At 72.0% G+C, this 12649-nt stretch carries 10 protein-coding genes; 4 read left to right on the forward strand and 6 right to left on the reverse strand.

Translation table 11 applies throughout. The features are described 5' to 3' along the window. Positions 1–145: 145 nt before the first annotated feature. Both J421_RS02520 and J421_RS02525 read right to left on the reverse strand, forming a co-directional pair. Positions 146–412 carry a hypothetical protein gene (locus J421_RS02520; RefSeq protein WP_025409587.1) on the reverse strand — a complete coding sequence of 89 codons (267 nt, stop codon included), beginning with the start codon at positions 410–412 and terminating at the stop codon, positions 146–148. Positions 413–639: 227 nt separating this feature from the next. Then, entirely contained in the window at positions 640–2697 is a 2058-nt protein-coding gene (locus J421_RS02525; protein WP_148306120.1) for a M1 family metallopeptidase, read from the reverse strand. 135 nt (positions 2698–2832) lie between these two features. Between J421_RS02525 and J421_RS02530 the strand changes: the two genes are divergently transcribed. Continuing rightward, positions 2833–3993 carry an aldo/keto reductase gene (locus J421_RS02530; RefSeq protein ID WP_025409589.1) on the forward strand — a complete coding sequence of 387 codons (1161 nt, stop codon included), beginning with the start codon at positions 2833–2835 and terminating at the stop codon, positions 3991–3993. 94 nt (positions 3994–4087) lie between these two features. On the opposite strand, the gene J421_RS02535 is transcribed toward J421_RS02530, so the two are convergent. Continuing rightward, positions 4088–5617 (reverse strand): thioredoxin-like domain-containing protein, encoded by a 1530-nt coding sequence (locus J421_RS02535; RefSeq protein WP_025409590.1) that lies wholly within the window; start codon positions 5615–5617, stop codon positions 4088–4090. 284 nt (positions 5618–5901) lie between these two features. On the opposite strand from J421_RS02535, the gene J421_RS02540 reads away from it, so the two are divergent. Next, positions 5902–7335 carry a S8 family peptidase gene (locus J421_RS02540; RefSeq protein WP_025409591.1) on the forward strand — a complete coding sequence of 478 codons (1434 nt, stop codon included), beginning with the start codon at positions 5902–5904 and terminating at the stop codon, positions 7333–7335. 117 nt (positions 7336–7452) lie between these two features. After that, positions 7453–8457 (forward strand): MBL fold metallo-hydrolase, encoded by a 1005-nt coding sequence (locus tag J421_RS02545; protein WP_025409592.1) that lies wholly within the window; start codon positions 7453–7455, stop codon positions 8455–8457. Between the two features lie 104 nt (positions 8458–8561). Here J421_RS02545 and J421_RS02550 read toward each other — a convergent pair whose 3' ends face one another. Continuing rightward, positions 8562–9212, reverse strand: coding sequence for a hypothetical protein (locus J421_RS02550; protein ID WP_025409593.1), 651 nt, complete (start codon positions 9210–9212; stop codon positions 8562–8564). Positions 9213–9605: 393 nt separating this feature from the next. On the opposite strand from J421_RS02550, the gene J421_RS02555 reads away from it, so the two are divergent. Further along, entirely contained in the window at positions 9606–10580 is a 975-nt protein-coding gene (locus tag J421_RS02555; RefSeq protein ID WP_025409594.1) for a serine/threonine-protein kinase, read from the forward strand. A gap of 117 nt (positions 10581–10697) precedes the next feature. Here J421_RS02555 and J421_RS02560 read toward each other — a convergent pair whose 3' ends face one another. Then, positions 10698–11150, reverse strand: coding sequence for an FKBP-type peptidyl-prolyl cis-trans isomerase (locus J421_RS02560; RefSeq protein ID WP_025409595.1), 453 nt, complete (start codon positions 11148–11150; stop codon positions 10698–10700). Between the two features lie 95 nt (positions 11151–11245). Then, the gene (locus J421_RS02565) at positions 11246–12646 is read right to left on the reverse strand and encodes an NAD(P)(+) transhydrogenase (Re/Si-specific) subunit beta (RefSeq protein ID WP_104022165.1); all 1401 of its coding nucleotides are present in this window, start codon (positions 12644–12646) and stop codon (positions 11246–11248) included. Positions 12647–12649: the final 3 nt, after the last annotated feature.

The following is a 12649-nucleotide window of genomic DNA, read 5'->3' on the forward strand; positions in this document are numbered from 1 at the left end:
CGATCCCACGAAGAGTCGTGGAATCTAGCCGACCCTGATCGCACGGCCAGTGCCGGAAAGCCTTACAGGCAGCGTAGAGCGTAGAGCGTAGAGCGCAGATCGGGCCCCGGGGAGAGTCCTCGGAGCCCGCTCTGCGCTCTACGCTCTACGCTCTACGCTCCTTGCGCGGCTCCTCCTCTTCCTCGACCTCTTCCTCCACGCTCTCCTCGACCTCCTCGCCCTCGTCGAGCGGGATGTCGCGGGGCGCGAGCGACGGGAGGAGCCAGTGACGCGCCTCGTCGGTCAGATCGTCGACCGGCACGCGCATCGGCTTCATGCCGACGAAGCGCAGCAGCACGCTGTTGCCTCGCAGGATCGCGCAGAGAACCTCGTCGCGATGGATGCGGAGGCGGGGGGTCACGGTCACGAGCACGGGTGCTACCTCGGAAAATCGTCCTGCGAGCAACGGAAACGAGTGTCGGCCGCGGAGCGGGCCGACGTCGGAATGATACCCCGAACCCGTCCCCGCGATTCCAGAACCTCGCTCCCCTGGGCTCAAGGAATCTACCGAAGATCTCCCGAAACGCATACTGAAATGTTGGCGACTCGGGGCTGCCGGAACGGCCGGCGGGCCGTGCTACCGGCGTGTCTGCGATGCGTTCACGGCACCACCGTGACCGCCCCCGACGCCCCGGCCGGCGGGGCGTCCCCCCACGTGTCGTTCGTCGCGTCGAAGTCGGGGACGGTGCCGTCGGGCCACAGCCGGACGCCCACCACCCGCGCCGGCACCTCGACGCTCGCCTCGATCCGGTCGCCGGTGCTCGGCCGCGCCCACAGGTCGACCGGAAAGCGCACGTCGCGCGCGCTGCCGTCGGCGAGCTTGAGCCGAGCCGCGACGGGGAACGGGATGCTCGTCGTGCGTCGCAGGTACAGCGTCGCGATGGTGCCGGCGGGGGTCGTGTGCGTCGCCGCGCTGTCGACGGCGATGTCCAGCACGTCGCTCGTGTACCAGAAGCTCCGCCAGTACCACGACAGATCCGTCCCGCTCACGTTCTCGATCGTGCGGAAGAAGTCTCCCGGCGTCGGATGCTTGAACGCCCAACGCCGGGTGTACTCGCGGAACGCGCGGTCGAACGTGTCGGCGCCGACGACGTGGTTGCGCAAGGTGAGCAGCGCGACGCCCGGCTTGCGATACGCGATCGCGCCTAACGCGCGCGCGTCGATCCAGTCGGGGCGCGTCATGAGCGGCGCCTGCGTGCGCTGCTCCACTGCCTGCCGCCAGTCGCCGACGTACCCCGCGTACGCGCTCATGCCAGGATAGCGGCGCTCGTTCGAGAACGCGTTGATGTAGGTGTTGAACCCCTCGTCCATCCACGCGTAGCGCCGCTCGTTCGAGCCGACGAGCATCGGGTACCACTCGTGCCCCTGCTCGTGATCGACGGTGCTGAAGATCGACGACGGATCGTCGCTGCCGTAGTGCACCATCACGAACATCGGGTACTCCATGCCGCCCACCGGGCCGGCGACGCTCGTCGCCTGCGGGTACGGATACGGGTAGAACAGCGTGGAGTAGGTGCGCATCGACCAGCAGGTCTGCTCGGCGCCGCTCTCCCACGAGCGGTGCGCCTTCTCCATCTGGTAGAACGCCTGGCACAGGATGCCGTTCCAGCTCGTCGCGTCCCACCGGAAGTCGGGAGCCCCGGCCCACGCGACGTCGCGCACGTCCTCGGCGCGGAAGCGCCACGTCTTCGTGCCCGACACGGGACGCGTGCGCGCGGCCGCCGCCTCCTCGCGCGTGACGACCGCGGCGACGGTCTCCGGACGCCCCGGCGCGGCGCTCAGCGTGCGCGCGTGCGCGAGCCGCTCGCGCTGGTCCGCGGTGAGCACCTCCGGCGCGTTCTGCAGCACGCCGCTGCCGGCGACGACGTAGCCCGCCGGCGCGGTGATGCTGTAGTCGATGTCGCCGTACTCGAGGTAGAACTCGCCCTGGCCGAGATACGGGTCGGTGTTCCACCCGCGCACATCGTCGTACACGGCCATGCGCGGGTACCACTGCGCGATCTCGAACAGCGTGCCGTCGCGGCCCATGCGGTCGGAGCCGTGCTCCGGGACGGCGAACCGGAAGCGGAGCGTGATCGTCGCGCGCCCGCCCTTCGGTGCGATCGGCGCGTCGAGATCGAGGCGCATCATCGTGTCGTCGATCTTCGGCGCGCCCACCGGCGGGCGGCCGTCCACGCGCACGTCGCTCAGATCGTAGCCGCCCTTGAACCCGCGCACGCCCCAGCGCGACTCGGCGGGATTCATCGCTGAGCCCTTGCTGCCGGGGCGGTAGAGGTTCTGATCGAGCTGCAGCCAGACGAAGCGCAGCGTGTCGGGGGAGTTGTTCGTGTAGCGGATCGTCACCTGCCCGCTCACCGTGCCGCCGTTCGCCGTGTCGAGCGTGGCGGCGATCGTGTAGTCGGCGCGCTGCTGCCAGTACGCGGGGCCGGGTGCGCCCGAGGCGGCGCGGTACGGGTTCGGACCGGGCCAGTCGACGCGGCCCAGCGGGGCGAAGATCTGGAACGGGTCGCCGGCGTCCGCCGCGCGCGCCGCGCCAACCACGTTGCCGCTCATGTCGATGCGCACGGGCGTCATCACCTGCGCGGCGGGACGCGCACACCCGACGGCGAGGAGCGCGGCGAGCGCGGCACGGCGCCGGTGGAAGAGCTCAGAAGGCACGGCGAACGGGATGGAGGTCGAGCCGCTGCGGTGCAACGGGGGTGCCGCACCCGCCGCCGGACGACGCGCCCGCGTGGCCCGGTGGAACGTAGACGCCCTTGCCGCGCCCTGCCGGGCACCGATAGCGTCCGACGCATGTCACCCGGTACGCGCTCCACCCGGCCCGCCGCCACCGCGACCGCGCCCTCGCAGGAGGCCCGCCGCGCCACGCGCGAGGGGACGGCGCGCTACGTCGCGCGGTTCGCGTCGCGCTTCACGGAGGACTACTTCCGCGCCATGGGCGCCCGCGGCAGCGCGCTCGCCGTCGGGTCGATCGGGCTCGGCACGTACCTCGGCGAATGCAGCGACGACGACGACGCGCGCTACGAGACGGCGGTGTACGCGGGCCTCGCGGCGGGATGCAACGTCGTCGACACGGCGATCAACTACCGCTGCCAGCGCTCGGAGCGCGCGGTGGGACGCGCCGTGGCGCGCGCGCTCGCCGACGGTGTCGCGCGGCGCGACGAGGTGGTCGTGTGCACGAAGGGCGGCTACATCGCGCTCGACGGCGCGCCGCCGGCGACGCGCGAGGCGTACGAGGCGTACCTCGCCGACGAGTTCTTCGGGCCGGGCGTGATGCGGCCGGAGGACGTCGTGCACGGTGGACACTCGTTCGCGCCGGGATTCCTCGCGCACCAGATCGCGCGCAGCCGCGCGAACCTCGGCGTCGACACGATCGATCTCTACTACCTGCACGAGCCGGAGCGGCAGCTCGACTCGTCGGCGGGCACCGCGTTCGCGACGACGCTGCGCCGCGCGATCGAGGCGCTCGAGGCGAGCGTGGCACGCGGCGAGATCGCGCGGTGGGGGATCGCGACGTGGCGCGGCCTCCGCGTGCCGCCGGGCGCGAAGGCGCGCGACCACCTCGCGCTCGCCGACGTCGTCGCCGCGGCGCGCGACGTGGCGGGCGACGCGCACCACTTCGCCGCGGTGCAGCTCCCGATCAGCCTCGCGATGCCCGAAGCGGTGCGCGCGCCGACACAGCCGCTGGCGACGCGCGGCGCGAGCCCGCAACGCACGGTGCCGCTGCTGCAGGCGGCGCAGGAGCTTGGCGTCGCGGTGGTGGCGAGCGCGCCGCTCATGCAGGCGCAGCTCGCGTCGAACCTGCCGCCGGCGCTGCGCGACGCGTTCCCCGGCTGCGAGACGGACGCGCAGCGCGCGATCACGTTCGTGCGGTCGCTCCCCGGCGTCGCGGTGGCGCTCGTCGGCACGCGGTCGGTGGAGCATCTCACCGAGAATCTGCGCTCGGCGCGGTGAGCCGTTCGGCCTCACGCGGAGACGCGGAGAACGCGGAGAACACCAACTGCTCTAGGTGTTCGCCGCGTTCTCCGCGTCTCCGCGTGAGAGGATGTCAGAGCCCTTCGATCGAGAGGTCCGTGACGTCGCCGGTCGCCAGGTCGACCACCGCGATCCGATGCGCGTTCGTGTCGGCGACGTAGGCGGCGCCGTCGACGATCGTTAGGCCCGCGGGCTCGTGGAGGCCGCGCACCCAGGTGGTGACGCGACGCGTGGCGGGGTCGAGCCACTTCAGCGCGTCGTTGTACGAGTCGGCGACGAGCAGACGGCCGTCGGGATGCCGCGCGAGCCCCTGCGCGTGCTGGAGGCGCACCGCGTCGCCCTCGCCGTCGCGGTCGCCGAAGTCGAACAGTCCCGTGCCGACGAGCGTGCGGACCGCGCCGGCCGAGAGGTCGGCGACGCGCACGGCGCTCGACTCGGCGTCGGCGAAGGACACCGATGCGTCGCCCGCGGCGAGCCCCATCGGCTGCGCGAGGAGCGCGTCGGCGAGCGGCGCATCGACGAGCGCCTCGCCGCGGCCGCCGGCGAGCGGGCGCGCGCGCTCGTCGTCGAGATCGATCGCCCAGAGCTGGTGCGTGCCGGCCATCGCGACGACGAGCGTGCGCGCGACGATCGCGACGTCCCACGGCGACGCGAGGGCGCCGGCGGCGCGGTCGTCGCGCGTGCGCACGCGCGCGCCGGTGCCGGCGAGCGTACGCATCGCACCGGTGGCGAGATCGACGGCGCGCACGGCGTGGTTGCCGGTGTCGGCGACGTAGAGGCGCCCGTCGCCGCCGAACGTTAGGCCCTGCGGGCGCTCGAACGACGCCTCGCTCGCCGGGCCGTCGGCCGCGGCGGCGAGCGCGTCGCGCGTGGCGCCCTGCGCGACGTGGCCGCGCGTGGCCGACGTCGGCGTGCCGCGGCCGACGACGCGCTCCACCTGCAGGCGGTCGCGCGCGTGGAGCGTGCCGACGAGCACGCGGCGGTGCGCCGAGTCGGCGATGGCGAGTCGTCGACCGTCGGTCGCGATCTTCGTCGGGAAGCAGAGCGCGCCGGGCGCGTGCGACGGCGCGTCGGGGATGCCACGCGCCCAGTCGGGGAGCGGGCCGCGGTCGAGCGTGCCCGCCGCGTCGTGCGCGGCGATCAGTCGCTCGACCACCGGCGTGAGCTCGTCGGCGGTGCGCTCGCCGCCGCGCGACGCGACGACGTAGCCCTGCGGGTCGATGAGCACGACGGTCGGCCACGCATTCACGGCGAACGCGCGCCAGACGCGGAACTGCCGGTCGTTCAACACCGGGTGCGTGACGCCGAGTCGGAGCGCGGCGTCGCGGATGCGCGCGGTGACGCGCTCCGCCGGGTGCTTGCCGCTGTGGACGCCGAGGACCGCGAGCGCGTCGGGGATGCGGCGCGCGAGCTCGTGGAGCTGCGGCGCGAGGTGGATGCAGTTGATGCAGCCGTAGGTCCAGAAGTCGAGCAGCACGACGCGACCGCGCAGGTCGGCGAGGCGGACCGCGCGGCCGCCGGTGTGGATCCAGTCGAGCGCCTCCGGGAACTCGGGGGCGCGCACGCGCGGGATCTCGGGGAGCGCGGGGGGCTGGGAGCTCACGGAGCGCCTCCTCGTGTAAGAATCGTCACGAAGTTGTCGGGGGGATGCCCTTGCGAGGATGGCCCCCGCCCGTAAACATCTGTCGATCGCAAGATGCGGGACGACGGGCGCATCGGAGCGGGACGACGAGTCTCGCGGCCGCCCCGTGGTCGCGCCTGATACTCCGAAGATCCAAGAAGATCCAGCGCGTTCGCCCTCCGGTGCCGACGACGGCTCCGGCATGGGCGTATGAAGCGGCCGCACGGGTGCGGCGGCCGTGTGGTCCCCTTCGTGGAGGTCAGGCAGTGAACCGTTCGATTCGGCAGCTCCTCTCCTGCGGCGCCAGCGCCGCCCTCGTCGTCGTGCTCGCGAACTGCTCCGACGCACCCACCGCGACGTCATCGCGGAGTCCGCAGGACCCGGCGCTCGCGCGCGCCGCCGCCAGCCAGCAGGACGACGACATCGTGGCGGGCGAGATCCTCGTGGGACTGAACGACGACGCCGACGCGCCGGCACTCGCGAAGGCGCACGGCCTGGGCGTCGGGCACCTCGGGTACGCCGGGAAGTTCCGCGTCATGACCGTGGCGAACGGCAACGAGCGCGCGGCGGCGGCGCGGCTCGCGGCCGATCCGCGCGTCGCGTACGCGGAGCCGAACTACATCCGCCACGTCGACGCGATCGATTCGCGGCTGTGGGCGTTCTTCAACCCGGGCGGGTTGAACATGTCGTTCTACAACGACCCGAACGGCCGCACGGGCTCCATCGGCGCGAGCTACGCATCGAAGGCGGACGCGGACGAGGACAACGTCGAAGGGTACGCGGCGGGCGGCGCCGACGTCACGATCGGGAGCATCGACACGGGCGTGGACTTCAACCACCCCGAGTTCACGGGGCGCCTGATCGCGGGATGCGACTGGTACTCGCAGGCGGCGGCCGGGAACGGCAGCGCGACGTGCAGCGACTTTACGCCGTACGACACGCCGGACGAGGGGCACGGCACGCACACCACCGGCACGATGGCCGGGAACACGGTCGGCGTGGCGGGCGTCTCCGGCGCGGCGCCACACGTGAAGGTGCTCGTGCAGCGCGTGTGCGGCACCGCGGGGTGCTACACGTCGTCGATCGTGAACGCGCTGTACGCGGCGGCCGACTACCTCGACGCGAGCGGCAACCACCTCGTCGCCGTGAACATGAGCCTCGGCGGCAACAGCGAGAGCACGTCGGAGAAGAACGCGATCAAGTACGCGACGGACCGCGGCGTGCTCGTGATCGCGTCGGCGGGCAACTCGGGCTCGGGCAAGGTGGCGTGCCCGGCGTGCGACGCGAACGCGATCTCGGTCGCGTCGACGACGTGGCAGGACGCGCTCGCCGCGTACTCGCAGTACGGGTCGGGGCTCGACATCAGCGCGCCGGGCGGGTACTGCTACTCGAACACGACGGAAGACGGGTGCATCTTCAGCTCCGTCGTGAGCGGCTACACGGGCGGGCGCACGTACAGCGGTCCGCTCGCGGGCGGCACGTACGCGTACATGATGGGCACGTCGATGGCGGCGCCGCAGGTGACCGGCACGGCGGCGATCGTCGCGTCGAAGGCGGGGCTGCGCGGCAGCGCGCTGCGCTCGCGTCTCCTGTCGACGACCGACGATCTCGGCACGGCGGGCTACGACACGAAGTTCGGCTACGGCCGCGTGAACTCGTACCGCGCCGTCACCAACACGTCGCTCCCCGCCGGCCAGTAGACTCCGACCATGTAACGGCGACCTTGTGACAACGAGGTCGTGACGGCGACCCTTCGCACGGCGAGGGGTCGCCGTTTTTCGAGGTCGCCGCTTTCACGTCGTCGTTCACGAGTCGCCGTGACCGCACCGCATCACACGAGCAAGGGCTTTCGCAATCCGTGGCCCGGCGGCGAGCCGGCGGGGTTCGCGGGGGTGGTGAAATGGATGCTCGGCGAGCGCACGCCGCGCGCCGAGCGCGAGGGGCGCGACGGGCGCGCGTGCGCGCCACCGATGGTCGCGCCGTCGTTCCCCGTGCCGCGCGCGCCGCGCGACGTGCTCACGGCGACGTGGGTGGGACACAGCACGTTCCTGCTGCAGCTCGGCGGGTGGAACGTGCTCACGGATCCGATGTGGAGCGAGCGCGCGTCGCCGGTGGCGTGGGCGGGGCCGCGCCGCTACGCACCGCCCGGCGTCGCGTTCGACGCGCTGCCACCGATCGATCTCGTGCTGCTGTCGCACGACCACTACGACCACCTCGACGACGCGACGGTGCGGCGGATCGCGGCGCGGTGGCCGGCGGCCCGTTGGGCGGTGCCGCTGCGGCTCGCGCGGTGGCTCCGCGCGCGCGGCGTGCGCGCCGACGTCGTGACGGAGCTCGATTGGTGGGAGACGGCGACGGTGGGGCCGCTGTCGGTCGCGTGCGTGCCGGCGCAGCACTTCTCGGGGCGCGGCCCGGCGGATCGCGACCGCTCGCTGTGGTGCGGCTGGGCGGTGCGCGCGATCGACGCGGCGCACGCGGTGCTGTTCGCGGGGGACACGGGGCTGCACCCGGCATTCGGCGAGATCGCGCGGCGACACGGGCCGTTCGCGCTCGCGCTGCTGCCGATCGGCGCGTACGCGCCGCGGTGGTTCATGCGCCCCGTGCACTGCGATCCCGACGACGCGCTCGCGGCGTACGACGCGCTGTGCGCGGGCGCGCGGCACGCGCCGGTGTTCGGCGCGTCGCACTGGGGCGCGTTCGCGCTCGCCGACGAGCCGTGCGACGAGCCGCCGCGCCGGACGCGCGACGCGTGGGCGCGCTCGGGTCGCGACGCATCGCGGCTGTGGATCCCGTCGCTCGGGGAGACGCGGCGGATCGACTGAGCGCGCGTCGCGTGTGTCGCGCGCGTGCGTCGGACGCACGCGTCTCGCATGCGCATCGTGCGCGCGTTGGGCGCGTCGCGCGCGGATCGGACGACAAATAAGCGTCAATTTGCCCCGAATGTCGCGCGCGGCTGTTGCGCTGGTGCCGTTCTGTGCCTAATTCTTGCGTACCCGTGAGACACACCTCCTCCAACCAGGAGCTCACCAATGGCGACTCGTTCCAAGTCCTCGGGCAGCACGTCGACGCGCAAGCGCGGCACCGCGCGGCGCAGCACGCGCACCTCGGGTGCGTCGGCGACGAAGAAGACGGGCGCACGCAAGGGCGGCGCGAAGAAGTCCTCGGCGCGCAAGTCGAGCGGCGGATCGAAGCGCTCGTCGGCGAAGAAGTCCTCGGCGAAGAAGTCCTCCGCGAAGCGTTCGTCCGCGAAGCGTTCCTCCGCGAAGAAGTCGTCGGCGAAGAAGTCCTCCGCGAAGCGGTCGTCGGCGAAGAAGTCCACCAAGCGCGCGTCGAAGCGCGGGTCCGCGAAGAAGTCCAGCAAGCGCGCTTCCAGTAAGCGCGGCTCGGCGAAGAAGTCCTCCGGCAAGCGCGCGTCGAGCAAGCGCTCCTCCGGCAAGCGCGCGTCCGCGGCGAAGCGCGGCGGCTCACGGGCCGGCGCCTCCAGCAGCAGCCGCAGCGGCGGCGGATCGAGCTCGGAGGGATCGACCAGCGGTCCCGTCGCCCGCGTGAAGCGCGCGGCCGGCGCGGTCGTCGACACGGCGACGTCGCTCGGCGAGCGCGTGACGGAAGGGATCGGGGATCTCGTGCACAAGGTGATCTGACCCGATCCAGCACGGCGGATCCGAGCAACGACGGATCCGACAACGGCGGGTGCGGTCACGACGGAGGCGGGTGCGGCGGAGTCGGCAGAATCTCCGCGGTTCCCGCCTCCGTAGTGTCTCCGTCCGCCGTTTCCGCGTCCGAGGTCGTCGCCAGTGCTGTATCCGAGATCGGACACCCTGTCCCACCAGCGGACACTCCGGGGCGCCGGGCGAAACCGGCAAACCTTTTCCAAGTCATTCGCTGTCACACGCATAGCCCGCAGAGGCGCGGCGGCACGCCCCTTCCCTTAGGGCAACGGGCTGGTGACCGCGCCAAGGCCCCTCGACTCATGTCCGCGCTGCTCTCGCTTCCGACTCCCATCGCCGACGTCCCTGCCGATCCCGACGCGGAGCGCGTCTGGTTGGCCGACGTCTTCGCCGCCGACGCGCTCGGCGCGCAGTACCAGCTCGTGCGCGAGCTGGGGCGCGGCGGCATGGGAGTGGTCGTGCTCGCGCGCGACCTCGCGCTGCATCGCGTCGTGGCGATCAAGCTGATGCGGCGCGAGCTCGCGCTGCTGGAGGACGAGCGCACGCGCTTCCAGCGCGAGGCGCGGCTCATGGCGCGCCTCACGCACCCGAGCATCGTGCCCGTGCACGCGTTCGGCGAGGTCACGCTCGGCGCCGAGCGCGTGCCGTACTTCGTGATGCGCCACGTCGACGGCGAATCGCTCGCCGAGCGGCTGCGGCGCGAGGGCACGCTGAAGGGAAGCGAGGTGCGGCGGATCCTCGGCGAGCTCGCGCTCGCGCTCGACTACGCGCACCACGAGGGCGTGGTGCATCGCGACCTGAAGCCGGAGAACGTGCTGCTGGAGCGCTCGTCGACCGGCGCGGGTGGGCGCGTGATCCTCACCGACTTCGGCGTCGCCGCGCTCCCGTCGTACGACGCGCAGCCGATGCCGGGGTTCTCGATGGGGACGCCGCAGTACATGTCGCCGGAGCAGCTCGTCGGCGAGCATGCGATCGACCGGCGCAGCGACCTGTACGCGCTCGGCGTGCTCGGGTTCACGCTGCTCACCGGACGTCCGCCGTTCGGCGGGCGCACGCTGCGCGAGCTGTCGGCGCGTCATCTGCTGCAGCGCGTGCCCGCGCTCGCGCGGCTCGCGCCGGACGCGCCGACGTCGCTCGTCGCGGTGATCGAGCGGTGTCTCGCGAAGGATCCCGCGGCGCGCTTCGACAGCGGGCGCGAGCTGCACGACGCGCTCGAGCGCGGCGCCGGGTTCGACTGGAAGCGGTGGACGTCCGCGCTCCGCGCGGCGGTGATCTGAAGCGGTCGCGGTAGACGAAACGCGGTCGGTACTGCGTTGGCGGTACGGCGTTCCCTTCTTGCCTGGGGGTGGAAGGGGCGCGGTATCGTCAGCGCAGTACCGATCGCGTTTTCTCCGCTACGCCACTGACAACAGCTCCACGTCGAACACCAGCACGCTGTTGGGCGGGATGTCGGGCGGCGCGCCCTGCGCCCCGTATCCGAGACTGGCGGGGATGACGAGCTTGCGCTTGCCCCCGACCTTCATGCCGACGATGCCGTCGTCCCACCCCACGATCACCTCGCCGGCGCCGGGGGTGAAGTCGATCTCGCCGGCGTCGAACTTCGTGCCGTTCGGCAGCCACCCGGTGTAGCGCACCTTCACCTTGCGCCCCGGGATCGACGCGATGCCAGTGCCGACGGCGACGTCCTGATAATACGTGCCGCGCTGCGTCTTGTAGAACGCCGGCAGCGCGACGCCGAGCTGCGGGGCATACGTGTTCTGCGTGGGGTCCGGATTGCCGGGCGGCGGCGGCGTCTTCGCGCTGTCGCCCCCTTCGGACGTGCACGCGAGCGTGAACACCAAAAGCATCCTCCACGCTCCACGCTCCACGCTCCACGCCCGGCGTGGTCGCGAAGCGGAGCGAGCGTGGAGCGTGGAGCGTGGAGCGTGGGGCGACCGTGTCATCAATGTCCCTCGTCCATGGCCTTGATCTCGGTGATGAGCGCCGACGCGACCTTCTTCGCGTCGCCGTAGATCATGTTCGTGTTGTCGCGGAAGAACAGGGGGTTCTCGATGCCGGCGAAGCCGACGCCCTGGCCGCGCTTCACGACGAACACGCGTCCCGCGTTCCACGCCTCGAGCACCGGCATGCCGTAGATCGGGCTTCCCTCGTCGGTCTCGGCCGAGGGGTTCACGATGTCGTTCGCGCCGATGACGACGGCGACGTCGGCGCGCGAGAGCTGCTGGTTCGCGTCGTCGACGTCGGTGATGAGCCGGTCGTACTCCACGCCAGCGTCGGCGAGGATGACGTTCAGGTGCCCCGGCATGCGGCCGGCCACGGGGTGGATCGCGTAGCGCACCTCCCCGCCCCGCTTCTCGATGAGCGCCGCGAGCTCGCGCACCTGGTGCTGGCTCTGGGCGACCGCCATGCCGTAGCCGGGGATGACGACGACCTTCGACGCGTAGGCGAGCTGCATGGCCGCGTCGTCGACCGCGATCGGCTTCGCGACGAGCCCCGAGTCGACGCGCGCGGCGACGGTCGGCGCGGTGCCGAAGCCGCCGAACAGCACGTTCGTGAACGACCGGTTCATCGCCTTCGACATGAGGATCGACAGGATGAAGCCCGCCGTGCCGTCGAGCGCGCCGCAGATGATGAGCACACTGTTGCCGATCGCGAAGCCCGTCGCGCTCGCGGCGAGACCGGCGTACGAGTTCAGCAGCGAGATCACGACGGGCATGTCCGCGCCGCCGATGGGGATCACCATCGACACGCCGATCATGAGCGCGAGCGCGATCATGGCGAAGAACACCGCCGGCGTGGCGGGCGCGTACACGAGGTACGCGAGCATCACGAACGTGCCGCCGAAGATCGTGAGGTTGATCGCGTTCTGGCCCGCGAACACGATCGGCCGGTCGGGAAGGAAGCCCTGCAGCTTGCCGAACGCCATGAAGCTGCCGGTCACCGTGAGCGCGCCGAGCAGCACCTCGAAGCCGAGCGCGGTCATCGTGGCGCGCGACAGCTCGGCGCCGTAGCCGTGGGTCACGTACTCGGCGACGCCGACGAGCGTGACGGCGACGGCGCCGAACATGTGCGTGATGGCGATGAGCTGCGGCATCGCGGTCATGGCGACGCGCTTGCCGATGGGCAGCCCGATCGCGGCGCCGAGCACCATGCCGCCGACGATCCACCCGTAGGAGACGATCTCCTCGTAGAGCAGCGTGCCGACGATGGCGAGCAGCATGCCGACGCCGGCGTACTGGATGCCGCGGCGCGCGGTGTCGGGGCGCGTGAGCCCCTTGATCCCGAGGATGAGCAGGATCGACGACGCGAAGTAGAGGAGCTGGATCAGGAGGTCGCGCACCATCGG

It is taken from the genome of Gemmatirosa kalamazoonensis (assembly GCF_000522985.1).
In the GTDB taxonomy this organism is placed as follows: Bacteria; Gemmatimonadota; Gemmatimonadetes; order Gemmatimonadales; family Gemmatimonadaceae; genus Gemmatirosa; species Gemmatirosa kalamazoonensis.

Excerpts from the sequence above, each read along its gene's own strand:
- J421_RS02530 (WP_025409589.1), top strand. The coding sequence starts at position 2,833 with ATGTCACCCGGTACGCGCTCCACCCGGCCCGCCGCCACCGCGACCGCG.
- J421_RS02555 (WP_025409594.1), top strand. The coding sequence starts at position 9,606 with ATGTCCGCGCTGCTCTCGCTTCCGACTCCCATCGCCGACGTCCCTGCC.
- J421_RS02560 (WP_025409595.1), bottom strand. The coding sequence starts at position 11,150 with ATGCTTTTGGTGTTCACGCTCGCGTGCACGTCCGAAGGGGGCGACAGC.
- J421_RS02565 (WP_104022165.1), bottom strand. The coding sequence starts at position 12,646 with ATGGTGCGCGACCTCCTGATCCAGCTCCTCTACTTCGCGTCGTCGATC.